We start from the raw sequence: 23,389 nt of genomic DNA, 5'->3' as shown, positions 1-23,389 counted from the left end.
GTATTGATTTTCACGAGCCCCGGTCATGCCGGGGCTTTCTACGTTTGAGGGTGCAGCGCCGTGTTGTCGATTCACACCACATCGCAGCGATGAGTTTTTTTCGCACTTGCCGCAACGGGATGTTTGCTCTGGCCTTGTTGGCCGCGCAATTGCTGCAGGTCGCCGTTGCCGCGCCAAGTGAGGCAGCAAACGCTGCAGGGGTGGACTGCGTCGAAGCATTGCTGCGGCGCCTGGGCTGGGACATCCGCAGCGCAGCGGTCAGTGCGCCGGTGATCCAACGCGGAGAACCGTGTACGCGCGGCTCGCTCGCGCAGGCACGCGCCGCCGGCGACCTGCAGCTGACGCTTCCACTAAATTGGAACGCGCAACAACGCGGCGCATCGCTCAAGGCCTTGCTGGACGATTCCGCCACGCAGTGCGCCTATGCGTTCGAAGTCGGCGCGGCCACGCGGCGTGCAACGACGCAGCTGCAAGACAACCCGCACTATCGGTTTTCGGCCGTGCAACTGGGCTGGATCGGCTTCGGCTGGCGTGGCGCCGCTGCGCAGGGCTGGAGCGGTTTTCGCAGTTTCGGGCGTGGTTATCAGCCGCGTGGCAGCAATGCGCAGGCGCTGGATGCGTTCTACAGCGGCCAAGTGCGCTCCGAATGCGGGGTGGGGCGTCAGGTGGCGCAGCTGGCCACGCAGCGCGAGCTGTACGGCGATGCCGGATTCGATCGGGTGTTTACGCCTGGCGAGTTATCGATCGGTACCTTTTTGACCTTGCACGACACCGACAGCATCTTGCTGGGTGCGCATGCCGGCGAATTCTTTGCCGACGGCAAGGCAGTCAAGACCGCGCAACTGGGGCGCCAGGCATTTGTCGGTGCGCCGGGGTTTATCGCGCATGTGTTCGACAAGGCGTATCTGGACGACATCCATAACCAGGCCGAAAACTTCGTGGTGGTGGATGTCAGCGATGCGGCGGCGCAGGCGTTGGCGCAGCACGGCGGCTTTGCGCATTACGACGCACTCAATCGACAGATCTGGGAACTGGCCAAGGACGTGCGCGGGCCGGGCAAGCGTCGTTTCGAGCGTTTGCTGTACGAGCGCGATGCAAAACTGCGCGCCACGCTCGATGCGCAACAACACGCGCAGCTGCAAACGCTACAGGCGTTACTGGACGATCCGTTCTATCAGGGCTTTCTGGTCTACGTCCATCCCAAGGGCGTCAAGCCGATCGGCTATCACGTGGCGCGGTTGCTCGACCGCAATCCGCGCACGCCGTATGCCATCGACCTGACCCTGCACAATTTGCGCAGCACCTTGTACTGGCGCTGGATCGATTGGCAGCTGCAACAGTGCAGCGCCGGCACCGCTGCGGAACGATCCATTGAGAATTCCGCCACGCCAGCGTACGCCCGGCGTGGCACCCTGCACTGATCAGATCATGAGGAGCGATTATGGAACTGGGTATGGTGGGTTTGGGCCGCATGGGCGCCAACATGGCCGAGCGTCTGGTACACGGCGGGCATCGCGTACATGGCTACGATCCAGGCGAGGGCGCGCGTAGTAGTGCGCAGGCCAAGGGCATTGTCACTGCCGATGCGTTGGCAGCGTTGGTGTCGGCGCTGCCGAGCCCGCGGGTGCTGTGGTTGATGGTGCCGGCCGGCAAGATCGTCGATGACACCCTGGCGCAGCTGCTGCCGTTGTTGCAGGCCGGCGACATCGTCATCGATGGCGGCAATTCGTATTACAAGGATTCGCAACGCCGCGCCGCGCTGTTGCAGGCCAGCGGCATTTCGTTTGTCGACTGCGGCACCAGCGGTGGCGTCTGGGGTCTGCAGGAAGGCTATAGCCTGATGGTGGGCGGCGACGAGGTGGCAGTGACCACGCTGCATCCGGTGCTGGCCACGTTGGCGCCGGCGCCGGACAAGGGCTGGGGCCGCGTTGGCCCGAGCGGTGCCGGCCACTTCACCAAGATGGTCCATAACGGGATCGAGTACGGAATGATGCAGGCCTATGCCGAAGGCTTTGCGCTGATGCAGCACAAGACCGATTTCGCGCTGGATCTGCACCAGGTTGCCGAGATCTGGCGCGATGGCAGCGTGGTGCGTTCGTGGTTGCTGGATCTCACCGCCGATGCGCTGGCGCACAACCCGAGCATGGCCGGCATCGCACCGTTCGTGGCCGATTCGGGCGAAGGCCGCTGGACGGTGGCCGAGGCAATCGATCTGGAAGTGTCAGCGCCGATCATCACGCTGTCGCTGATGGAGCGGTTGCGCTCGCGCGACAAGGATTCGTTCACCGACAAGTTGCTGGCGGCGATGCGCAACCAGTTCGGTGGGCATGCGGTGATGACCACCACCGCGACACCGCCGACGATCGGCAGCAAGGACGCGTAACGCGTCAGCGAGTGAAGCAGTTCATGCGCGCCTGCCTTGCGGGCGCGCAGTCGTTTTAGCGGTCCCCAGACGTGGCGCCGGCACCATCCAACCACTGCACCTGACCCGACGCAGCACTGCGTTGCGCCAGCTCCAGCAGCTCCATCAATTGCACGGCGTCTGTACCACTGACCGGTGCCGGGCCGGTACCGGCCAATGCATCGCGAAATGCGGCGTAGCAGTTGCGATAGTCGCCGGGCAGGGTGTCGGGTTGATGGGTGTGCACGCGGCCTTCTTCATCGACACGGGTGACGGTGCCGGGCAGCGGGTCGACACCCCAACCGGCGGTGCCCGGGCGACGCCCGGCGCGTAGTTGGTCTTCCTGCGTATCCAGCCCGTGCTTGAGATAACTGCCGCGAGTGCCGTGGACGGCAAAGCGCAGGCTGCTGTCGGCCACCAACGAGCCGGCATGCAGGATCACGCGCAGGCGCGGGTAACGCAGGGTCACATGGAAATAATCGTCGCTGCGTGCCTGGCTGCGTTGGCGTTGCAGATCCGCGCTGATTGCCTGCGGGGTGCCGAACAATTGCAGTGCCTGATCGAGCAGATGCGGGCCCAGGTCGTACCACAGCCCGGCGCCGGGGATGTCGCTCTCGCGCCAACGGTCGCGCACTTGCGGGCGGTAGCGGTCGAAGTGTGAATGGAATTCCACCACCTCGCCCAGCTGGCCTTCGTCGATCAGCCGGCGCACGGTGAGAAAGTCTGCGTCCCAGCGGCGGTTCTGAAACACGCTGACGATGCGCCCGGCCGCTGCGGCAGCATCCACCACCTCGCGCGCCTGTGCGGCATCCAGTGCGAAGGGTTTGTCGACCAGCACGTGCTTGCCGGCGGCCAGTGCCTGCAAGGCGAACGGGGCATGGGTCTGGTTGGGCGTGGCAAGCACCACTGCATCGAGCGCGGGGTCGGCCAACGCGGTTTCCAGATCGGCAAGCACGGCCACATCGGGGAAGTCGGCCTGCGCTTGTTGCGGCTTGGACGACACCACGCTGTGCAACTGCAAACCCGGTGTGCTGGCAATCAGCGGGGCATGAAAGGTGCGGCCGACATAGCCATAGCCGACGATGGCCAGATTGAACGGTTTAGGCATTGAAAACGGTTCATCGCAACGACTGAGGAAGCGTCCATGGTATTGCACACACCCGTGTGTGCCAGGTTCACAACCTCTGCATCCGGCAGTCACACCTGCACGACGAACGCCACTGCAGACTGCGGCCACATTCACTAGAAGGGGTATCGGATGAAGAACATGACGCATGCACGCAAGTTGCTGGCTTTGTCGCTGTCGCTCGGCCTGACGCTGGGTGCCTCGCAGGCATTCGCGGCGCCGCAGGAACATGCCGATCACAAGGACCACGCTGCCAGCATGGACGAGTCCAAGAAGCCGGTAACCGACACTTGGATCACCACCAAGGTGAAGGCAGATCTGCTGGCCACCGACAACGTGTCGGGTACCGACGTCAAGGTCGAGACCAAGAACGGCATCGTGACGTTGACCGGTTCGGTCGCGACCAAGGCCGAGCACGACAAGGCCGTGGCTGTGGCCAAGGGCATCGAAGGTGTCAAGAGCGTCAAGTCGGTTGGTCTGAAGGTTGTTGCTGCGAAGAAGTAATCGCAGTCACAGATGCCGGGCCGCCGCGACGAGGCGGTTGGCCTGAGCACGAAGGCGCACTCTACGGAGTGCGCCTTTTTTGTTGGTGTGTCGCAGGCCAGCCGACAGGTGGCGCCCGCTCTCACCATTTTCACGTTTGCTGCACTTATGATATGCCCATTCAGCTATGTCACGAATCGGCGTGACAAATCTGAATCATTAATCTCACCTTGGGTCTGGTCGGGGATAATACCGGCGCGCCTTCGGGTCCTTGCAGCGAGCGGATACAGATCGAGTAATGCAGACAACGGTCCAAGCAGACAGATGGGATCGCTGGCGCCTGCCTTTGCTGGCAGTTGCCGTGTTCCTGATTGTGGTGGTGCCCTCGTTGCTGTTGCAGCAGATGGCGCACAACGCCAATCAGGCCGCGGTGTGGGTCTCGCATAGCCAGGACGTGCAGGAGACCGCGCAGCGTCTGGAAGCGGCGATGCGCGATACCGAATCGGCGGCGTTGATGCGCTCGCATGGTGTGGCGCGCCCTGCCTTGCTGGAGCGCATGCGGCGTGGCCGGCGTGAAGCGTTGGCGGCGGTGCATCAGCTCATCGTGCTGACCAAGGACAACCCGGCTCAGCAAGTGCGGATGGGGCGCATCCAGAGCACGATCGAGCGCCGCTTGCTGCTGGCCGAGCGTATCGCCGTGGCGACCGATCCGGCGCTGATCCGTGCGCTGATCGACGACATGACCTTGAACAACCCGATCCGGCTGTTGATCGACGAGTTGCAAAGCGCCGAAAGCAAGTTGCTGGAACTGCGCAGCACGCGCGCCACCAAAGAACGCACGCATTACGCGGTACTGAGCTGGGGGACGCTGGCCGTGCAGTTGCTGCTGCTGGGCACGGTGATCTGGTTGCTGCAGCGGCAGATCCGCCGCCGCCTGGCGGCCGAGCAGGAATATCTGCGTGCCAATGGCCGCGCCAGTTCGGTGCTGCAGACCGTGCGCGAGCCGATCGTGCTGCTGGATGACAAACAGCGCATCATGCTGCACAACCCGGCCTTCGCCGAGTTGTATGGCCTGGAAGAGCGCGGTAACGAATCGATGTCGCTGGAGGACGTGGGCGAGGGCGTGTGGCGCGATGCGCAGATTCATCAGCGGCTTGCCGACGTATTGCTGCGCGACCGCGAGTTGTGGGATTACGAACATGAGCAGCGCGGCGCCGATGGCGTGCTGCGCACCATGTTGATCAACGCGCGACGCATGCCGTTGCCCGATACCAACGACGAAGATGTGGTGCTGATGACGGTGAGCGACATCAGCCTGCAGAAAGCCTCGCAACAGCGCATCCAGGAACTCAACCGGCAGATGGAAGGCAAGGTCGATCAGGTGTCCGAGGTCAACCGCGAGCTGGAAGCCTTCAGCTATTCGGTCTCGCACGATCTGCGCGCACCGTTGCGGCATGTGGCCGGTTTTTCGGACAAGCTGGCGCGTCACCTGGGCGATGCGGCGGACGAAAAATCGCGTCACTACATGGAAGTGATCAGCAGCTCGGCGCGGCGCATGGCGTCGCTGATCGACGATCTGCTGGTGTATTCGCGCCTGGGCCGCAGTGCGCTGCGCCTGCAGGCGGTGGACATGCAATCGCTGGTGTCGGAGACGCGCGCGATCCTGGATTCCAGCGTGCAGAGCGAAAACACCGGCCACCGTGTGGAATGGCACATCGCCCCGCTGCCGGTGCTGGTGGCCGACGAAAACATGATGCGCCAGCTGTGGATGAACTTGCTGGGCAATGCGGTCAAGTACAGCGCCAAGCGCGAAGTGGCCAAGATCGAGGTCAGCTACCGGCCGCTGCCGGACGGCGGCCATCAATTCAGTGTGCGCGACAACGGTGCGGGCTTCGATATGGAGTACAGCGCAAAGTTGTTCGGTGTGTTCCAGCGTCTGCACAAGGCCAGCGAATACGCCGGTACCGGCATTGGCCTGGCCAGTGTCAGGCGCGTGTTGACGCGCCACGGCGGCCGGGTCTGGGCCGAGGGTGTCGTCGACGAAGGCGCCACGTTCCATTTTGTGCTTCCCCCTGCGCATGAAGCGCCCAACCAAGAGTTCAATGCATGAGTGCCATCCGTACCATTCTTCTGGCAGAAGACAGCCCGGCCGATGCAGAAATGGCGGTCGACGCCCTGCGTGAAGCCCGCCTGGCCAACCCCATCGTGCACGTCGAAGACGGTGTGGAAACCATGGACTACCTGCTGCGTCGTGGCGCGTTCGCCGATCGCGAGGAAGGCTTGCCGGCGGTGTTGCTGCTGGACATCAAGATGCCGCGGCTGGATGGCCTGGAAGTGCTCAAGCAGGTACGCGGCGACGAGACGCTCAAGCGCTTGCCGATTGTGATCCTGTCGTCCTCGCGCGAAGAGAGCGACCTGGCCCGCAGCTGGGACCTGGGCGTGAATGCCTATGTGGTCAAGCCGGTGGATGTCGATCAGTTCTTCAATGCAGTCAAGACGCTCGGCACGTTCTGGGCGGTCATCAATCAGGCACCGGAGCTGGACTGAACCATGCTGCAAGAGGGTGGCAAACTGGAGCAGCTGAAGATCCTTCTGGTGGAAGATTCACCGGAAGATGCCGAGCTGTTGTCCGATCAGCTGCTGGATGCCGGCATCGACGCGGCGTTCGAGCGCGTGGACAGCGAACGCGCGCTGCGCAGCGCGCTGGATGAATTCCAGCCGGACATCGTGCTGTCGGATCTGAGCATGCCCGGGTTTTCCGGCCACCAGGCATTGCGTCTGGTGCGCCAGAACGGTGCCACGCCCTTCATCTTCGTCTCCGGCACCATGGGCGAGGAGACGGCGGTCAAGGCGCTGCAGGACGGCGCCAACGACTACATCATCAAGCACAACCCGACCCGCTTGCCGAGTGCGGTGATCCGCGCGATCCGCGAAGCGCGTGCCGACCTGGAACGTCAGCGCGTGGAGAGCGAGCTGATGCGCGCGCAGCGGCTGGAAAGTCTGGCGATGCTGGCGGCCGGCTTGAGTCACGACCTGCGCAATATCCTGCAGCCGTTGTTGATCGTGCCCGACCTGCTGGCCGGGCGCACCGACGACCCGCAGCTGCGTCAGTTGGCCAAGGTGGTGGCCGAGTGCGGCCGGCGCGGGCATGAGATGGCCGAGTCGATGCTCTCGTTCGTGCGCGGCTCCAACAAGCCGCGCGAGCAGGTGTCCGTCGCCAGTCTGTTCCAGGGCGTGCAGATGCTGCTCAGGAGCAGCCTGCCCGATGGCGTGCGCCTGCAGATGGAGACGATCGCCCTGGATCTGACCATCGAGGCCAATTACACCGAACTGCAGCAATGCCTGCTCAACCTGGGTTTGAACGCGATCCAGGCGATGCCGGGTGGCGGCACATTGATTCTGTCGGCCGATCGCCATGACGATGCGCGCGTGCGCATGAGCGTGGCCGACACCGGCGTGGGCATGAGCGATGAAACCCGCGCACGCCTGTTCAGCCCCTTCTTCACCACCAAGGCCGACGGCACCGGGCTGGGGCTGATTTCGTGCAAGCGCATCATCGAAAGCTATGGCGGCAGCATCCTGGTCGACAGCCGGCTGGGCGAGGGCACGCGTTTCGACATGCTGGTGCCGATGCGCTCGAACGCGGTGGCAGTTGCCGACACCGAGCCGCCGCTGCCGCTGGGCCAGGGGCAACGCATCCTGCTGGTGGACGGCGAAGCCACGCGCCTGTCGCTGCTGGGCAATGCACTGTCCAGCCAGGGCTATCAGCCGCAGCTGGCCACCGATGGCGCGGCCGCGCTGCAACTGGTGCAGCCACACGCCATGCCCGACCTGGTGATCATCGACAGCGACATCATTCTGCTCTCGGCCGTGAGCGTGCTGTTGAGCATGCAGGAGCTGGGCTATCAGGGCCCGGCGATCGTGCTGGAAGATGTCGGCGCGCCGCTGCAGCGGATGCACTTTCCGGCGGATATCCCGGTGCATGTGCTGCGCAAGCCGCTGGAAATGCGCCGGGTGTTCCGTGCCGTGTCGCACGCGCTCGAAATGGCCTGATCCAGGGGTTTTCGCGCGTTGCGGGCGTGCTTGTTCAAGTGCAATGCGATTGCAACAGTTGACGCCCGCGCCGGCCGCATGCGCGAATAACGCATGACCACCGTGCTTCTCAGCCTCGGCAGCAATGTCCAGCCGACTCACTACCTGCGCTTGGCCGTCGACGCCTTGCGCGCGCGCTTTGGCCAGCTCGACGTGTCGCCTGCGTACCGCACGCCGGCGGTGGGCTTCGACGGGCCGGACTTCGTCAACAACGCGGTGGTGCTGGATACCGATCTGGATCTGCACGCGCTAGATCATTGGCTGCATGCGCTGGAAGACGCGCACGGCCGCGACCGCAGCGGCCCGCGTTTCAGTGACCGCACCCTGGATGTGGATGTGGTGTTCTTCGGTGATTGCATCATCGAAGGGCCCGGGCATTTGCGTATTCCGCGGCCGGAGCTCAAGCATGCGTTCGTGTTGAAGCCGCTGGCCGATATCGCGCCTGGCTTTATCGATCCGTTGAGCGGGCAGACGCTGGCCGCGCTATGGCAGGCGCACCCGCAGTACGGCACCGCGTTTACGACGGTGGAGCTGGAGGCGGCCCCCGTCGCGGCGGCTGTGGCGCAGTAGCGCAGCGCTGCAGTACCGGCAAGGCGTGACTGACAACGCTTGCGGATCGTCGTAGGCAGGCGTGAAAGATGCCGCCCGGAACCGTCATGGTCGAGTCTGCAGGCAGCGCGTTATCCGCAGCGCACATGGAGCGAGTGTGCGCGGCAGCGCGCCTGGCCGCTTGGACAGTTGCTTAACTGAGCTGGCGGCCACCGTCCACATGCAAGGTATGGCCAGTGACGAAGCTGGCTTCATCGAGCAACCAGCGCACTGCCTCGGCGATCTCTTCGGGCGTGCCGATGCGTGCCAGCGGCGTGCGCGCGAGCAGGGCCTGCTTGGCGTCGGAAGACTTGCCTTCTTCCGGCCACAGAATCGCGCCGGGGGCGACCGCATTGACGCGCACCTGCGGTGCCAGTTCCAGTGCGAGCGAGCGGGTCAGCATTTCCAGCGCGCTCTTGGACGCGCCGTACAGCGGGTGATTGCGCATCGGCTGCTGGGCATGCAGGTCGGTGAGGTTGACGATGGCACCGCGGTGCTGGCGCAGTTGTGCGGCCGCAGCCTGGGCGATGAAGAACGGCGCGCGCGCGTTGACTGCAAACAACTCGTCCCATTGCGCTGCGGTCGCTTCGCCCAGCGCGGTGGGATAGAACGCCGAGGCGTTGTTGACCACCCCATCCAGGCGGCCGAATGTTGCGATGCAGTCGGCGACCAGTTGCGCCGGTGCCTCCGGCAAGCGTAGATCGGCGTGCAAGGCCAGCGCGCTGCCTGCGCGTTGCGCGCACAACGCGGCCACGCGCGCGCTGAGCGCCTCACCGGAGCGGTGTGCATGCAAGGCCACGCGGTAGCCGGCCGCATGCAGGGTGGTGGCGATCTGCGCGCCGATACGGCGGCCTGCGCCGGTGATCAAGACCACCTTGGAACTGTCTGTCATGGCGTACTCGCTCGGCGTTGCAAAGGGCTCGGCTATCCTGTGCATTGTCCCCGCAACCGGTGCCCGCATGCACGCCGACCTTCCCACTCCCGATTCGGACGCCTTGGCGCACAGCGACCGCCTGGCTGCGCATGTGCGCGCCGAAATCGCCGCTGCCGGCGGTGCGATCCCGTTCTCGCGTTTCATGGAGCTGGCGCTGTATGCGCCGGGTCTTGGCTATTACAGCGCCGGCTCCAGCAAATTTGGCGAGGCCGGCGATTTCGTCACCGCGCCCGAGCTTGGGCCGTTGTTCGCAGCGACCGTGTCCGGTGCGTTGGCGCCGGTGTTGCAGCAGCTCGGCCCAAGTGCCCGTGTGCTCGAAGTAGGCGGTGGCAGCGGCGCATTTGCCGAAGTCACGCTCAAGCGCCTGCTCGAGCTCGATGCGCTGCCCGAGCGTTACGCGATTCTGGAGCCCAGTGCAGACTTGCGCGAACGTCAGCGCGAGCGGTTGGGGCGCACGCTGATACCGCCGGTGTTCGATCTGGTCGAGTGGCTGGATGCACCGTTTCCGGACGATTGGGACGGGGTGCTGTTCGCCAACGAAGTGATCGATGCATTGCCCACGCCGCGCTTCGCGCTGCGCGATGGCGAGGTGTATGAGGAAACCGTGGTGCTGGATGCGCAGCAGCAGTTTGCACGTGGCGAGCAGCCGGCCGATGCGTTGCTGGGTGCAGCGGTGCGTCATCTGGAGCGCTATCTGCAGCAGCCGTTTGCCGATGGCTATCGCTCGGAGTTGCTGCCGCAGTTGCCGTACTGGATTCAGGCGGTGGCCGGTGGTCTGAAGCGGGGGGCGATGTTGTTTGTCGACTACGGTTACCCGCGTGGCGAGTTCTATCGTGCACAACGCGAAGACGGCACCTTGCGTGCGTTCTATCGTCATCGCATGCATGAGGATCTGTATCGCTGGCCGGGTCTGCAGGATCTGACCGCGTCGGTAGACTTCACGGCGTTGGCCGAGGCCGGCACCGGTGCCGGTTTCGAGTTGGCCGGTTACTGCACGCAATCGAGCTTTCTGTTGGGCAATGGATTGGATGCGCTACTGGCGCAGGCCGATACGCGCACCGATGAGGTGGGGCGCATGCGCTTGCGCGAGCAGATCAAACGCTTGACCTTGCCCAGCGAAATGGGCGAGCGATTCCAGGTGATGGGCTTTGCGCGCGATGTCGATTTTGCGCCTGCATTTCTGGCGGGCGATCTCACATGGCGGCTGTGACGTCTGCACTGCGTCCGTTTTATCGGCCGTGGTTGTGGGTGGGTTTGTGGATCGCGGCAATTTTCGTGGTGATTGCGGTGTGCCTGGGGCCACCGCCAGAGTTTCCGGAGCTACCCTCCAACAGCGATAAGGCGGAGCACTTTTTGACGTTCGCGTTGTTGTGCTGGGGTGCGGTGCAGTTGTTCGCCACACGTCGGGCGTTGTTGTTTGCGGCGTTCGGGTTGGTGTTGCTGGGTATCGGTATCGAGATCGCGCAAGGTGCGTTGACGACCAATCGCAGTGCTGATCCCTACGATGCGCTGGCCGATACCTTGGGCATCCTTGCCGGGTTGTGTCTTGCGTGGACGCGGCTGCGGTTGGTGATGTTGCGGGTGGATCAGCGGGTGTTTGGGTCGCGCTGATTTTTCTGTGTTTTGCGGTTTTGGAATGACTGGCAAAATTTGGTGCGCAGGGCTGAGGCATGGCTGCAGGGCCCTTGCCCGCCCACCCTCGCGGGACACGCCGCAAGTACGTCCGTGTAGGCTCTTACGCGGCATCCATGCCGCGTAAGGTCCCGCGACGGTGGGCGGGCAAGGACCAGTCGAGGTGGTCGGTGTGCATGGTTGCAAGCAAGGCATGGTGTGTTGTTTGGATAACGCCGCGGCCGATCAGCTTCGCAACGCAAAGCGCAACGCGATCAACAGGCAGGCTTTCATCAAACTACCGACCAACTGTCTGGTGAGGGCACCGCGCACTCGACTCACCAAGCTTTTGATCGCATCTAAACGACGCTACGACTCGAAATCTCGGGTGTCTTGAAACGCATGGAGAGTGCGGATAGATCAGTTACAGAGCGGTTGATCTGTGACTTCGCTGCAGGGCCCTTGCCCGCCCACCAGCGCGGGACACGCCGCAAGTACGTCCGTGTAGGCTCTTACGCGACATCCATGCCGCGTAAGGTCCCGCGCTGGTGAGCGGGCAAGGACCAGTCGAGATAGTCGGTGTGCATGCTTTCAAGCAACCAGCAAACTGTCTGGTGCGGTGTCACGCAAGCGGTGAGGGCACCGCGCGCTCGACTGACTAGGGCAAACGCACCGCGTGTTCGCGCAACCACTTGGTTGCGACCCACTTTTCGCCGGCTAATACCGGTGCGCCGGCATGCAGGCTGCGCGTCATTGGATGCGGGCGGTCGTAGCTGAAAAACACGGCGTTGCCTTTGACGGCGGCCACGTCCAGATGTGCATCGGGAAAGCGCGTGGCGCCGCCGCGTTCGGGCGTGTTGAGATACATCACCAGCGATGCGAGGCGTTGACCGCCGGCCTGCAACAACACCGGTGTGCCGGCGGCGGTTGGGTCGAAATAGTCGTAGTGCGGCTGATATTCCGCGCCGGTGGCGTAGCGCAGGACCTGCAACCCTTCGCCGTGGTCTACCGGCCAATCGAGCAGGCGTGCGATGCGCGCTTCGATGCGTTGGCATAACGCGTCCTGGCCCAGTTGCAGACACATGCTGTCACTGGTGCGCGCGGCGTGCACGATCTGCGCGCCGTTGTCGTTATCCACGGTGCGCGAGCGTGCCAGGCGTGGTTGTGCCAGTGCGATCAAGGCATCGCATTCGGCATCGGACAGAAAATCACCCAGCACCACCACGCGCGGCAGCAGCAGGCTGACCAGTACACACACTTGGCGGTCGCCCAGATCCAGCAGCGAGGCATCGTTGTCCTGCAACACCGCAGGCACGCGCACCGGTACCGGCAGGCTGTGTGTCACTGCATGTTGCTGGATGTGCTCACGCAACAGCGCTTCGACCGCGTCGATGGCGTCCTGCTCGTTCCAGCCCTGATCCAGTAGCGGTTGTAGCGCTTGCTCGGGCGGTTGGCCGGCCATTGCCTGCGCAATGATCCAATCGCCCAGGGCGGCGGGAATAGTGGTCGATGTCATCGCCCTACAGTGCATGCCAACGTGTGGCAGCTTTATGTCAAATGTGTCGCGGTAAGACAAATGCAACACATAGCCCCTATAAAAGTGACGGGGATCTTGAACGTGCTCGCCACTGCAGTGCGCGGAACGCCACCAATTCTTGACGACTCCTCTTCATACCGGACCTTTTGACCTGGAGATCAGCCGCATGGCCGTTCGCAACAGCAGCAAGACATTACTGATGACGTTTGGTACCGCACTGGCGCTGTCCGCCTGCGGTGGTGGTGCCGACCGCGTCGCTTCGCCTGGCGAGGGCGCGTTTCCGCCCGCACCGACACCCGCTCCTGCACCGACCCCGGCGCCCACGCCGGCACCGACGCCTGCGCCGGCACCGACCGGCCCGGCTGCGGATTGCCCGACCGGTTTTTCCAACGTCGGCACCATCGCCAACAATACGCTGCGCGCCTGCCAGTTGCCGGACACCATCACCGGCAATCTGGTGGTGCCGGCACGTGCAGGCACTGCGTATTCGATCAGTGGCCGCGTCAACGTGGGGACCGACCGCGGCGGCAATGCCATTGCACCGGCCGCCGGCAGCGCGCAGGGCATTTTGACGATCGAGCCGGGCACGACCTTGTACGGCTCGTCGGGGAGCGACTACATCGTGGTCAATCGCGGCTCGCAGATCTTTGCCGAAGGCAGCGCCACCGCACCGATCGTGTTCACTGCGCGTCAGGCGCTGGACGGCACCGTCACCGCCAATACCATCGGCCTGTGGGGCGGCATTGTGGTGTTGGGCCGCGCGGCCATCAACAACTGCCCGGGCACCACCGTGTCAGGTACGCCGGAATGCCAGGCGCAGGTCGAAGGCACCAACGCGTTCTACGGCGGCAACAGCGTCACCGACAACAGCGGTTCCATGCGCTATCTGCGCGTGATGTATTCGGGCTTCGAAATCTCGCCCAACAACGAGCTGCAGGGCATCACCCTGGCAGGTGTTGGTAACGGCACGCGTCTGGATTACGTGCAGATCCACAACAGCTCCGACGACGGCATCGAATGGTTCGGTGGGTCGGTCAACGGCAGCCACGTGGTGATCACCGGTGCCGACGACGATTCGCTGGATACCGATGCCGGTTGGAACGGCGCCTTGCAGTTCGGCATCGTGGTGCAGCGCGCCGGCGGCGGCGACCGCATGAACGAGTGGAGCAGCCTGCGTCGCCAGCCGTATTCGCGTCCGAAGGTGGCCAACTTCACCTACGTGGGCAATGCGCGCGCCGGTGCGGCGATCATGCTCAACCAGGGCACGCAGGCCGCGTTCTACAACTCGGTGTTCACGCGTCCGGCGGGTGGCACCGGCGATGGCCTGGTGTGCTTCAACCTGGCCGACGCCGACACCCTGGGCACGTTCAACTCGGTGTTCTTCGCCTGCCCGACCGCCTTCGGTAGCGATGCGCGTGCGGCCACCCAGTTTGCGGCCGGTACCAACAACGTTGCCAACGGTGTGTCCACGTTGCAGAACACCTTCGTCAATGGCGCCAACGAAACCGCCGTGCCGGCATTCCAGGGCTTGAATGGGGTGAGCAGCTTCTTCCAGCAGGTGAACTACATCGGTGGCGTGCGTGATGCCAACGACACCTGGTGGCAGGGCTGGACCTGCGGTCTGACCGCCGATCGTCCCTGCTGAGGCACAGCGTCACGCGGCGGCCCGATGGTCGCCGCGTGATGCGTCCAGCTTCATCTTTCAGTTGCCAGGGCTCCCACGATGCGAACCTCCGCTGTCGCCCGTCTTTCGCGGACGGGCCTGTCTCTTTCCATTTCCACCTTGCTGTTTTCCGGCGCTGCGCTGGCGCAATCGACCACCACCGATGCCGATTCCAGCAGCGGCACCAGCAGCACGACCAGCACCACCAACAGCGCGCCCAAGCAACTCGACCAGGTCGTGGTGCGTGGCGAATACATTCCCGAACCGATGCTGCAGACCTCCGAGGTGGCGTCCTTCATCACCCGTGAGGACATGGAGCGTACCGGCGACAGCAGCGCAGCGGTGGCGCTGACGCGTGTCACCGGCCTGAGCCTGTCGCGCGGCAAGTATGTGTATGTGCGCGGCCTGGGCGAGCGCTATTCGTCAGCGTTGTTCAATGGCTCGCCGTTGCCCAGCCCCGAGCCGATGCAGCGCGTGGTGCCGCTGGATCTGTTTCCCAGCGATGTGCTGGCCAGCGTCACCGTGCAAAAAACCTATTCGGCCGATTATCCGGGCGAATTCGGCGGCGGCGTGATCGATCTGCAATCGATGACGGTGCCGGATAAACCGTTTCTCTCGCTCACGGTGGGCGGCGGCGTCAACAGCGTCAGCACCGGCGAAAAAGGCCTGACCTATTACGGTTCCGGCGACGACGAGTGGGGCTATGACGATGGCACGCGCAAGCAGCCTGCCGCGTTGCGCGATGCGATCCAGAGCGGCCGGCGCGTCGACCTGGGCAGCTTCTCGCGCGAGGACATCCGCAGCATCGGCCGCAGCTTGAACAATGCCAACCTGTACGTGCTGCAGGAAAAGGACAGCATCGCCCCGGACGTCAATGTCGGCGGCAGCGCCGGCTACAGCATGGATGTGGGCGAAGCCAAGCTGGGCATCATTGCGGTGGCCAGTTACGACAACGAATGGCGCACGCGTACCGGCAAGCAGCAAGACGGCATCTTTGTCGGCGATACGGTCGAGTTCAATTCCAACTACGACTTCGCCACCACCCGCAACAACGTGCGCACCAACGGCATGCTGGGCCTGGGGTGGGAATACGGCCGCCACACCATCGGCTGGACCACCTTGTATGTGCACGACGCCTTGAAGGTGGCGCGTAGCCGCGCCGGTCGCGATGAGCTGGCCGGGTTCGATGTGCGCGACGACAACACCGAGTGGTACGAGCGCCAGCTGATCAACAACCAGCTGCGCGGTACGCATGCATTCGGCGAATACGATGACTTGAAGATCGAATGGCGCGCAGCGGTGGCCAATGCCAGCCGCGATGTGCCGTACGAAACCGGCATTCGTTACGAACTGCTGGATGGCTACTGGGCGCACGATGCCTCGCGCGTGCAGAACTACACCCGTTTCAGCAAGGTCGACGACAAGGTGGCCAGCGGTGGCGTGGATGTGACCTGGCGCCTGCCGATCGAGCACGACCTCACCGTCAAGGGCGGTCTGGCTTATCTGGACAACGACCGCACGGCGTGGAGCCGCGAATTCCGCTTCCTGGCGCTGGATGGCCCGCTGCCGTTCTACAACCAGTTCCAGCGTGTGGATTACCTGATCTCCGATTTCAACCTCAGCAACGATCTGCTGCGCCTGCGCGAGACCACCGGCAGCTTCGGTGCGGCCGCGTACGATGCGACCTTGAAGGTCAAGGCGGCGTATCTGCAGGCCGAGGGCGAGATCGTGCCGACCCTACGCGCCACCGTCGGTGTGCGTTACGAAGACGCCACCCAGGCGGTGCATCCGTACGACATCTTCAGCGGCACGCGGCAGGACAGCGTGGCACCGTTGGAAAACAGCTATGCGCTGCCATCGGCCACGGTGACCTGGAATTTTGCCGAAAACCAGCAGCTGCGCTTCGGTGCCTCCAAGACCATCGCACGGCCGCAGTTCCGCGAAATGGCACCGCAGCAGTATCTGGACCCGGATATCGACCGCCAGTTCTTCGGCAACCCGTTCCTGGTCGATAGCGAGCTGGTCAATCTGGATGCGCGCTACGAATGGTTCTTCGAGCCGGGCCAGTACGTCACCGTCGGCGCGTTCTACAAGAGCATCGACAAGCCGATCGAAGCCATCGTCAACGATGCACCCGGTGGCGGCATCGTGCAGAGTTTCATCAATGCGCCCAAAGCCACGCTGTACGGCGTCGAGCTGGAAGCCAAGAAGTATCTGGACCTGCCGATCGCGGGTGACTGGTGGGGCGACAACCGGGTGTTCGTGTCCGGCAACTACACGCGCACCAAGTCGGAGGTGAGTGCCAGCGATGGCGACACCGTGCAGCCGTTCGGCTTCACTGCGCCGGTGCAGGCGACCTTGTTCATCCGCGATGGCTCGGCCTTGCAGGGGCAGTCCGACGACATCGCCAACCTGCAGATCGGTGTGGAAAGCGAAAGCACCCACAGCCAGGCCACGTTGATCGCCAACTATGTCGGCGAGCGGGTGTCCGCACGTGGTCGCCCGGGGCAGCCGGATTACATCGACAAGCCGGGCACCTCGCTGGATCTGGTGATCAAGAAGGGTCTGGTGTGGTCGGGCAATACGCTGTCGTTGAACTTTGCGGCACGCAATCTGCTCAAGACCAAGTATCAGGAATACCAGAGCCTGGGCAGCAACCGGGTGGACCTGTACGAGTACCAGCCTGGCGTGACATATGACCTGAGTGTGACAGCGCGCTTCTGATCCAACGCGCGCTGCTGTCAATGCAAACGCCCGCTGTGCATCGCATGGCGGGCGTTTTGCGTTTGATGGTGTGTCGCCGTGTGTCGGCATGTGTCATCGGTTTCTTCGAACTGACACATTGCTGCCGCATTCTGTCATCCGACCGCAATCCTGAGACGGATGTCCGCTTTGCAGCGCGTTTTGCCCTCCTTGAAACCCGTGATGACGCTGCGTGGTGTTCGCACTGCGGTGGCCTGCGTGCTGCTTGCGGTGTTGGCGCTGCAGTGCGCGCGCTTGCTGTGGGTGTTGATCACACCGATCGGGCCGTTGGGCACTGGCCAGGTCGCCACGTTAGTTAATGCGGATCTGCCCGCACTGCGCCGCGATGTGTTCTATCGCAGCGTGCCCGAGAGCAACAGCGACGGCATCGTGTTGCATGGGGTACGCGCAGGCGGTACGCAAGCGGCCGCGTTTTTGAGCAATGGCGATGGCAAGCAAGGCGCGTATCGCGTGGGCGATGCCGTGGTGCCTGGCGTGGTGGTGCACGCGATCGCGAGCGATCACGTGTTGCTGCGTGCAAGCAACGGCGTGCGGCGTCTGGCGTTGGTCGAGTCCACGGCGTCGTCATCGTCGAGCGCATCGCCTGCAACGAGCGCGACAGCGGCGACAAGCGCGGCACCTGCGGTGATGTCGAATGTCGGCACAGTGGCTGGCGCGGCTGCAGCCACGGCTGTCGACCCGCAACAACTGCTGACGACCGCCGGCTTGCGTGCAAGTACGGATGGCAGCGGCTTCACCGTGATGCCGCGTGGCGATGGCGCATTGCTGCGCCAGGCCGGCCTGGCACCGGGCGATGTGCTGACCCAGATCAATGGCCGCACGCTCGATGCCGAACACCTGCGCGAGCTGCAGGACGAACTGCGCGATGGCCAGGCGGCCACGCTGACCTACCGCCGCGACGGCCAGACCCACACCATGACCTTGAAGCGCCCGCAATGACCGCTGTTCGCCCTATATGGCTGCTTTCAGCCACGTTGTTGTTAGCACTGCCGGCCGTGCCGATGGTGTCGCTGCATGCCGCCGATGCGCCGGCCGTGCGTTTACAAGATGTGGACCTGCGCGCCTTCATCCAGGATGTGTCGCGTGCCACCGGCATCACCTTCATCGTGGACACGCGCGTGCAGGGCACCGTCAATGTGGCGCGTGCGCAGGCGATGTCGGAAGAAGACCTGCTCGGCATGCTGCTGGCGGTGTTGCGTGCCAATGGCTTGATCGCGGTGTCCAGCGGTCCTTCGACCTATCGCATCATTCCCGACGACACCGCAGCGCAACAGCCTGGCAGCGCGGCCAACGGCAACCTGGGCTTTGCCACGCAGGTGTTCACCCTGCAACGCGTAGATGCGCGCAGCGCTGCTGAGATTCTCAAACCCTTGATCGGGCGCGGCGGCGTGATCATGGCGATGCCGCAAGGCAATAGCCTGCTGATTGCCGATTACGCCGACAATCTGCGCCGGGTGCGCGGCCTGGTCGCGCAGATCGACACCGACCGCGCGGCGATCGACACGGTGACCTTGCGTAATAGCTCGGCGCAGGAACTGGCACGCACGCTGACCTCGCTGTTCGGGCAGGCTGGCGAGCGCAGCAATGTGCTGTCGGTGTTGCCGGTGGAAAGCAGTAATTCGTTGATCGTGCGCGGTGACCCGGCACTGGTGCAGCGTGTGGTGCGCACCGCGGTGGATCTGGATGGACGCGCCGAGCGGCGTGGCGATGTCAGCGTGGTGCGTCTGCAACACGCCAGTGCCGAACAATTGCTGCCGGTGTTGCAGCAGCTGGTCGGGCAGACGCAAGGCAACGAGGCGCAGCCTGGGCAGGATGCGCGCCCGACTGCCGTGGATGTGGCAGCCGCTGCCGGTGGTGCACAGACGCAGGTGATTGCACCGGCTGCCGGCAAGCGCCCGGTGATCGTGCGCTACCCAGGCTCCAATGCCTTGATCATCAACGCCGACCCGGAGACCCAGCGCGCCTTGATGGATGTGATCCGGCAGCTGGACGTGCATCGCGAGCAGGTCCTGGTCGAAGCGATCGTGGTGGAGATCTCCGACACCGCCGCCAAGCGCCTGGGCGTGCAGCTGCTGCTGGCCGGCCGCAATGGCACGGTGCCGTTGATCGCCACGCAATACAGCGGTGCAGCGCCGGGCATCGTGCCGCTGGCCGCTGCGGCTGCCGGCACGCGCAGCAATAACGGTGAAGACGATTCGGTGTTGGAACAGGCGCGCAATGTGGCCGCGCAATCGTTGCTGGGCTTGAGCGGTGGATTGATCGGCCTGGCCGGGCAAAGCAACGATGCGGTGTTCGGCATGATCATCGATGCGGTCAAGAGCGACACCGGCTCCAACCTGTTGTCCACACCGTCGATCATGACGCTGGACAACGAGCAGGCGCGCATCCTGGTGGGCCAGGAAGTGCCGATCACCACCGGCGAAGTGCTGGGCACCGCCAACGTCAATCCGTTCCGCACCATCCAGCGCCAGGATGTGGGCGTGCAGCTGGAAGTGCGCCCGCAGATCAATACCGCTGGCGGCATCACGCTGGCGATCAAGCAGGAAGTCTCGGCGATCGCCGGGCCGGTCAGCGCGCAGTCCTCGGAGCTGGTGTTCAACAAGCGCCAGATCGAAACCCGCGTGGTGGTGGAAAACGGCGCCATCGTCGCACTCGGTGGTTTGCTCGATCAGAACGACCGCCAGACCGTGGAAAAGGTGCCGCTGCTGGGCGATGTGCCCGGCCTGGGCGCGCTGTTCCGGCATAAATCGCGCAATCGCGACAAGACCAATCTGATGGTGTTCATTCGCCCGACCATCATCCGCGATGCGGCCGATGCGCAGCGCATGACCGCACCGCGCTACAACTATCTGCGCGATCGCCAGTTGGCCGATGGCGACCCGGAAGCCGCGCTCGATGCACTGGTGCGCGACTATCTGCGTGCACAGCCGCCGCAATTGCCGGCCGGGCCATCGTCGGCCGTGCCTGCGCCGGCAACAACGCCTGCGCCCGGCGCGCGTCCCGCGCAGCGCTGATGGCATGAACGCCGTACGCGCCAGCATTTCCTACGCGTTCGCCAAGCGCCACGGCGTGGTGCTGCTCGGTAGCGACAGCGCTGCGCAGATCGGCCTGCGCGAAGGTGGCGATGTGCAGGCCTTGATCGAGCTGCGGCGTGCGCTCGGTGTGCCATTGCAGGTACGCACCTTGGCGCCGTCGGTCTTCGACCGGCATGTGTCGGAGATCTACGCCGATGCCGGCATGGAGCAGGGCGTGCAGGTGGAGGCGCTGGACCTGCACGGCAGCCTGGATTCGTTGATCGACGAGATTCCCACCGCCGATCTGCTCGACAGCCAGGACGATGCGCCGATCATCCGCCTGATCAACGGCATCATTGCCGAAGCTGCGCGCCTGGGCGCCTCGGACGTGCATCTGGAATCCTACGAATCGCGCTTGCGCGTGCGGTTGCGCGTGGATGGCGTGATGCGCGAAGCGGCGACCTTGCCCGGGCGTATCGCCCCGCTGCTGGTGTCGCGCGTGAAGGTGATGGCACGCCTGGATATCGCCGAAAAACGCATTCCGCAAGATGGCCGCGTGTCGTTGGTGATGGGCGCCAAGGCGTTGGATGTACGTGTCTCGACGCTGCCTACGCGCAGCAGCGAGCGCGTGGTGCTGCGCATCCTGGACAAGGAGCGGGGCACGCTGTCGTTGGCACAGTTGGGCATGCCGCCGGCGGTGATGCACACGGTGCAGCGCGCCTTGCAGGTGCCCAACGGCATCGTGCTGGTCACTGGCCCGACCGGTTCGGGCAAGACCACCACGCTGTATGCGGCGCTGAGCCTGCTCAACGATGGTTCGCGCAATATCCTCACGGTGGAAGACCCGGTGGAATACGCCATTGATGGTGTCGGCCAGACCCAGGTCAACGCACGTGTCGGCATGACCTTTGCGGCCGGCCTGCGCGCGATCCTGCGGCAGGACCCGGACGTGGTGATGATCGGCGAGATCCGCGATACCGAGACCGCGCAGATTGCCGTGCAGGCCAGTTTGACCGGCCACCTGGTGCTGTCCACCGTGCACACCAACGATGCGGTGGGCGCGGTCACGCGCCTGCGCGATATGGGCATCGAACCGTTTCTGCTCGCATCGAGCCTGCGATTGATTCTGGCGCAGCGGCTGGTGCGGCGCCTGTGCACGCAGTGCCGCGCACCGCGCCCGCTGGATGCCGGCACGCGCCAGATGTTGGATGCCACGGACGCGGCAACGATCTACAGCGCGGTGGGCTGCACAGCCTGCCATCACAGCGGTTATGCCGGGCGCGTGGGCATTTACGAAGCCATCGCGGTGGACGATGCAATGCGCCGCCTGATCGGCGACAACGCCGACGAAGATGCATTAGCGGCGGTGGCCTTCGCACGCGCGCCGCGCCTGGGCGATGCCGCGCGCGCGGCGGTGCTGCAAGGTCTCACCACACTGGAGGAAGCGCTGCGCGTCACCCGCCAGCAGGACGATGCACATGCCACGGTTTGATTACACCGTGCTCGATCTGCACGGGTACAGCCGCCAGGGCGTGATCACTGCCGACAACGCGCACAGTGCGCGTGCGCAACTGGAACAGCGGCAGTGGGTACCGGTGCGCGTGGAGGCGGCGGTAGCGACCAGCAGCGTGCGCCCGGCGCGTTTCAGCGGCAAGGATCTGGTGTTGTTCACCCGTCAGCTCGCCACACTGGTGGAGACCGCACCGCTAGAAGAAGCGCTGCGCACCATCGGCACGCAGTCCGAACGCCGCGGCGTGCGCCGGGTGACCAGCCAGACGCACGGGCTGGTGGTTGAAGGCTTTCGTCTGTCCGATGCGATGACGCGCCAGGGCAACGCGTTTCCGCCGCTGTATCGCGCGATGGTGGCCGCGGGCGAAAGCGCCGGTGCGTTGCCGCAGGTGCTGGAGCGGTTGGCGGACTTGTTGGAACGGCAGGCGCAGGTGCGCAGCAAGTTGCAGTCTGCACTGGTCTACCCGGCGGCGTTGGCCTTGACCGCCGGTGCGGTGGTGATCGTGCTGATGACCTTCGTGGTGCCCAAGGTGGTGGACCAGTTCGATTCGATGGGGCGTGCGTTGCCGTTGCTGACGCGCATGGTGATTGGCGTGTCGAACTTTCTGTTGCATGCAGGCATTCCGTTGCTGATTGCGTTGGTCATTGCGGTGATCGCGGCGCTGCGGTTGCTCAGGCGCCCGGAGCTGCGCCTGGCCGCCGACCGCGCGGTGCTGCGTGCGCCATTGCTCGGCCGGTTGATCCGCGATCTGCATGCCGCACGCATGGCGCGCACCCTTGCCATCATGGTCAACAGCGGGCTGCCGTTGATGGAAGGCTTGATGATCGCCGCGCGCACCGTCGACAACCGCGCGTTGCGGCTGGCTACCGACAACATGGTCACCGCGATCCGCGAGGGCGGCAGTCTGGCAGCGGCGATGAAGCGGGCGGGCGTGTTTCCACCGACGCTGTTGTACATGGCCTCCAGCGGCGAGAACAGCGGGCGCCTGGCGCCGATGCTGGAACGCGCCGCCGATTATCTGGAGCGCGAATTCGAGTCGTTCACCACCGCGGCGATGAGCCTGCTGGAGCCGGCCATCATCGTGCTGCTCGGCGGCGTGGTGGCGGTGATCGTGCTGTCGATCCTGCTGCCCATCCTGCAATTCAACACCCTCGCGCTTGGTTGAGCGCGGCCGCCTATCCTTGGAGATCCTCATGCAGTCCATCCATCCTCGCGTACGCATCGGCTCGCTCACATCGCACGGGCGCATGCGCGGCTTCACCCTGGTCGAGTTGATGGTGGTGATCGTCATCATCGGCCTGCTCGCCACGGTGGTGATGATCAACGTGATGCCCAGCCAGGACCGCGCGATGGTCGAAAAAGCGCGTGCCGACGTGGCGGTGCTGGAGCAGGCGCTGGAAACCTATCGGCTGGACAACCTCGGCTACCCGAGCACCGAACAGGGCTTGCAGGCCCTGCTCAACGCGCCGAGCGGATTGACCCGGCCCGAGCGGTATCGGCAGGGTGGCTATATCCGCCGCCTGCCGGAAGATCCGTGGGGCCACGCGTATCAGTACCGTCGCCCGGGCCGCAGTGGTGGCTTCGATGTGTACTCGTTCGGCGCCGATGGCGTGGAAGGCGGCGACGCCGACAATGCCGATATCGGCAACTGGCGCTGAGTTGCCGAA

Annotated in this window: 19 protein-coding genes; 16 read left to right on the top strand and 3 right to left on the bottom strand. The window is 64.3% G+C overall.

The genetic code is table 11. The features are described 5' to 3' along the window. Positions 1-119 precede the first annotated feature (119 nt). Positions 120-1,421 carry a hypothetical protein gene (locus NMB96_RS01720; protein WP_255086055.1) on the top strand — a complete coding sequence of 434 codons (1,302 nt, stop codon included), beginning with the start codon at positions 120-122 and terminating at the stop codon, positions 1,419-1,421. A gap of 20 nt (positions 1,422-1,441) precedes the next feature. Beyond that, the gene (gnd, locus tag NMB96_RS01715; RefSeq protein ID WP_255086054.1) at positions 1,442-2,383 is read left to right on the top strand and encodes a phosphogluconate dehydrogenase (NAD(+)-dependent, decarboxylating); all 942 of its coding nucleotides are present in this window, start codon (positions 1,442-1,444) and stop codon (positions 2,381-2,383) included. A gap of 55 nt (positions 2,384-2,438) precedes the next feature. Here gnd and NMB96_RS01710 read toward each other — a convergent pair whose 3' ends face one another. Then, positions 2,439-3,509 carry an oxidoreductase gene (locus tag NMB96_RS01710; RefSeq protein WP_255086053.1) on the bottom strand — a complete coding sequence of 357 codons (1,071 nt, stop codon included), beginning with the start codon at positions 3,507-3,509 and terminating at the stop codon, positions 2,439-2,441. Positions 3,510-3,659: 150 nt separating this feature from the next. Here NMB96_RS01710 and NMB96_RS01705 point away from each other — a divergent pair, with 150 nt between their 5' ends. The 5 genes from NMB96_RS01705 to folK all read left to right on the top strand — a co-directional run bounded on the left by NMB96_RS01705 (position 3,660) and on the right by folK (position 8,672). Then, on the top strand, positions 3,660-4,031 hold the full coding sequence (locus NMB96_RS01705; RefSeq protein WP_023905139.1) for a BON domain-containing protein: 372 nt from the start codon (positions 3,660-3,662) through the stop codon (positions 4,029-4,031). 277 nt (positions 4,032-4,308) lie between these two features. After that, positions 4,309-6,120: a sensor histidine kinase gene (locus NMB96_RS01700; RefSeq protein WP_255086052.1), complete on the top strand. Its 1,812-nt coding sequence runs from the start codon at positions 4,309-4,311 to the stop codon at positions 6,118-6,120. Next, complete coding sequence (locus tag NMB96_RS01695; protein WP_006452631.1) at positions 6,117-6,557, top strand: response regulator; 441 nt, start codon at positions 6,117-6,119, stop codon at positions 6,555-6,557. The genes NMB96_RS01700 and NMB96_RS01695 overlap by 4 nt, the downstream gene beginning before the upstream one ends. A 3-nt stretch (positions 6,558-6,560) precedes the next feature. Beyond that, positions 6,561-8,063 (top strand): ATP-binding response regulator, encoded by a 1,503-nt coding sequence (locus tag NMB96_RS01690; protein WP_023905136.1) that lies wholly within the window; start codon positions 6,561-6,563, stop codon positions 8,061-8,063. 93 nt (positions 8,064-8,156) lie between these two features. Then, positions 8,157-8,672 carry a 2-amino-4-hydroxy-6-hydroxymethyldihydropteridine diphosphokinase gene (gene folK / locus NMB96_RS01685; protein WP_023905135.1) on the top strand — a complete coding sequence of 172 codons (516 nt, stop codon included), beginning with the start codon at positions 8,157-8,159 and terminating at the stop codon, positions 8,670-8,672. A 172-nt stretch (positions 8,673-8,844) separates the two neighbouring features. On the opposite strand, the gene NMB96_RS01680 is transcribed toward folK, so the two are convergent. Then, on the bottom strand, positions 8,845-9,582 hold the full coding sequence (locus NMB96_RS01680; RefSeq protein ID WP_023905134.1) for a pteridine reductase: 738 nt from the start codon (positions 9,580-9,582) through the stop codon (positions 8,845-8,847). Between NMB96_RS01680 and NMB96_RS01675 the strand changes: the two genes are divergently transcribed. After that, positions 9,581-10,834, top strand: coding sequence for a class I SAM-dependent methyltransferase (locus tag NMB96_RS01675; RefSeq protein ID WP_023905133.1), 1,254 nt, complete (start codon positions 9,581-9,583; stop codon positions 10,832-10,834). The two genes, NMB96_RS01680 and NMB96_RS01675, sit on opposite strands and share 2 nt — an antisense overlap. Then, positions 10,822-11,235 (top strand): VanZ family protein, encoded by a 414-nt coding sequence (locus tag NMB96_RS01670; protein WP_023905132.1) that lies wholly within the window; start codon positions 10,822-10,824, stop codon positions 11,233-11,235. Before NMB96_RS01675 ends, NMB96_RS01670 begins: the two co-directional genes overlap by 13 nt. Before the next feature lie 658 nt (positions 11,236-11,893). Here the strand turns inward: NMB96_RS01670 and NMB96_RS01665 are convergent. Beyond that, positions 11,894-12,751 (bottom strand): 2OG-Fe(II) oxygenase, encoded by an 858-nt coding sequence (locus NMB96_RS01665; RefSeq protein ID WP_255086051.1) that lies wholly within the window; start codon positions 12,749-12,751, stop codon positions 11,894-11,896. Positions 12,752-12,938: 187 nt separating this feature from the next. Here NMB96_RS01665 and NMB96_RS01660 point away from each other — a divergent pair, with 187 nt between their 5' ends. The 7 genes from NMB96_RS01660 (at position 12,939) to gspG (ending at position 23,380) form a co-directional block, all read left to right on the top strand. Further along, positions 12,939-14,417: a hypothetical protein gene (locus NMB96_RS01660; RefSeq protein WP_043889440.1), complete on the top strand. Its 1,479-nt coding sequence runs from the start codon at positions 12,939-12,941 to the stop codon at positions 14,415-14,417. Positions 14,418-14,495: 78 nt separating this feature from the next. Continuing rightward, a complete protein-coding gene (locus NMB96_RS01655) occupies positions 14,496-17,159 on the top strand; it encodes a TonB-dependent receptor domain-containing protein (protein ID WP_023905129.1) in 2,664 nt (887 codons plus the stop codon). Between the two features lie 159 nt (positions 17,160-17,318). Next, positions 17,319-18,137, top strand: a complete 819-nt coding sequence (locus NMB96_RS01650; protein WP_023905128.1) for a type II secretion system protein N — start codon at positions 17,319-17,321, stop codon at positions 18,135-18,137. Then, entirely contained in the window at positions 18,134-20,212 is a 2,079-nt protein-coding gene (gene gspD / locus NMB96_RS01645) for a type II secretion system secretin GspD (protein WP_023905127.1), read from the top strand. The genes NMB96_RS01650 and gspD overlap by 4 nt, the downstream gene beginning before the upstream one ends. Before the next feature lie 4 nt (positions 20,213-20,216). Further along, on the top strand, positions 20,217-21,704 hold the full coding sequence (gene gspE, locus NMB96_RS01640) for a type II secretion system ATPase GspE (protein WP_023905126.1): 1,488 nt from the start codon (positions 20,217-20,219) through the stop codon (positions 21,702-21,704). Continuing rightward, a complete protein-coding gene (gene gspF / locus NMB96_RS01635; protein WP_023905125.1) occupies positions 21,691-22,887 on the top strand; it encodes a type II secretion system inner membrane protein GspF in 1,197 nt (398 codons plus the stop codon). Before gspE ends, gspF begins: the two co-directional genes overlap by 14 nt. A gap of 28 nt (positions 22,888-22,915) precedes the next feature. Continuing rightward, on the top strand, positions 22,916-23,380 hold the full coding sequence (gene gspG, locus NMB96_RS01630) for a type II secretion system major pseudopilin GspG (protein ID WP_023905124.1): 465 nt from the start codon (positions 22,916-22,918) through the stop codon (positions 23,378-23,380). The last annotated feature ends 9 nt before the right edge of the window (positions 23,381-23,389 follow it).

It is taken from the genome of Xanthomonas hortorum (assembly GCF_024339125.1).
In the GTDB taxonomy this organism is placed as follows: Bacteria; Pseudomonadota; Gammaproteobacteria; order Xanthomonadales; family Xanthomonadaceae; genus Xanthomonas; species Xanthomonas hortorum.
Note: the sequence above shows the minus strand (reverse complement) of the source record. Positions and strands in the feature narration are given on the sequence as shown.

What these genes read in the sequence shown, in the direction of transcription:
- NMB96_RS01720 (WP_255086055.1), top strand. Translation starts at nt 120, where the DNA reads ATGTTTGCTCTGGCCTTGTTGGCCGCGCAATTGCTGCAGGTCGCCGTT.
- gnd (WP_255086054.1), top strand. Translation starts at nt 1,442, where the DNA reads ATGGAACTGGGTATGGTGGGTTTGGGCCGCATGGGCGCCAACATGGCC.
- NMB96_RS01710 (WP_255086053.1), bottom strand. Translation starts at nt 3,509, where the DNA reads ATGCCTAAACCGTTCAATCTGGCCATCGTCGGCTATGGCTATGTCGGC.
- NMB96_RS01705 (WP_023905139.1), top strand. Translation starts at nt 3,660, where the DNA reads ATGAAGAACATGACGCATGCACGCAAGTTGCTGGCTTTGTCGCTGTCG.
- NMB96_RS01700 (WP_255086052.1), top strand. Translation starts at nt 4,309, where the DNA reads ATGCAGACAACGGTCCAAGCAGACAGATGGGATCGCTGGCGCCTGCCT.
- NMB96_RS01695 (WP_006452631.1), top strand. Translation starts at nt 6,117, where the DNA reads ATGAGTGCCATCCGTACCATTCTTCTGGCAGAAGACAGCCCGGCCGAT.
- NMB96_RS01690 (WP_023905136.1), top strand. Translation starts at nt 6,561, where the DNA reads ATGCTGCAAGAGGGTGGCAAACTGGAGCAGCTGAAGATCCTTCTGGTG.
- folK (WP_023905135.1), top strand. Translation starts at nt 8,157, where the DNA reads ATGACCACCGTGCTTCTCAGCCTCGGCAGCAATGTCCAGCCGACTCAC.
- NMB96_RS01675 (WP_023905133.1), top strand. Translation starts at nt 9,581, where the DNA reads ATGGCGTACTCGCTCGGCGTTGCAAAGGGCTCGGCTATCCTGTGCATT.
- NMB96_RS01680 (WP_023905134.1), bottom strand. Translation starts at nt 9,582, where the DNA reads ATGACAGACAGTTCCAAGGTGGTCTTGATCACCGGCGCAGGCCGCCGT.
- NMB96_RS01670 (WP_023905132.1), top strand. Translation starts at nt 10,822, where the DNA reads ATGGCGGCTGTGACGTCTGCACTGCGTCCGTTTTATCGGCCGTGGTTG.
- NMB96_RS01665 (WP_255086051.1), bottom strand. Translation starts at nt 12,751, where the DNA reads ATGACATCGACCACTATTCCCGCCGCCCTGGGCGATTGGATCATTGCG.
- NMB96_RS01660 (WP_043889440.1), top strand. Translation starts at nt 12,939, where the DNA reads ATGGCCGTTCGCAACAGCAGCAAGACATTACTGATGACGTTTGGTACC.
- NMB96_RS01655 (WP_023905129.1), top strand. Translation starts at nt 14,496, where the DNA reads ATGCGAACCTCCGCTGTCGCCCGTCTTTCGCGGACGGGCCTGTCTCTT.
- NMB96_RS01650 (WP_023905128.1), top strand. Translation starts at nt 17,319, where the DNA reads ATGTCCGCTTTGCAGCGCGTTTTGCCCTCCTTGAAACCCGTGATGACG.
- gspD (WP_023905127.1), top strand. Translation starts at nt 18,134, where the DNA reads ATGACCGCTGTTCGCCCTATATGGCTGCTTTCAGCCACGTTGTTGTTA.
- gspE (WP_023905126.1), top strand. Translation starts at nt 20,217, where the DNA reads ATGAACGCCGTACGCGCCAGCATTTCCTACGCGTTCGCCAAGCGCCAC.
- gspF (WP_023905125.1), top strand. Translation starts at nt 21,691, where the DNA reads ATGCCACGGTTTGATTACACCGTGCTCGATCTGCACGGGTACAGCCGC.
- gspG (WP_023905124.1), top strand. Translation starts at nt 22,916, where the DNA reads ATGCAGTCCATCCATCCTCGCGTACGCATCGGCTCGCTCACATCGCAC.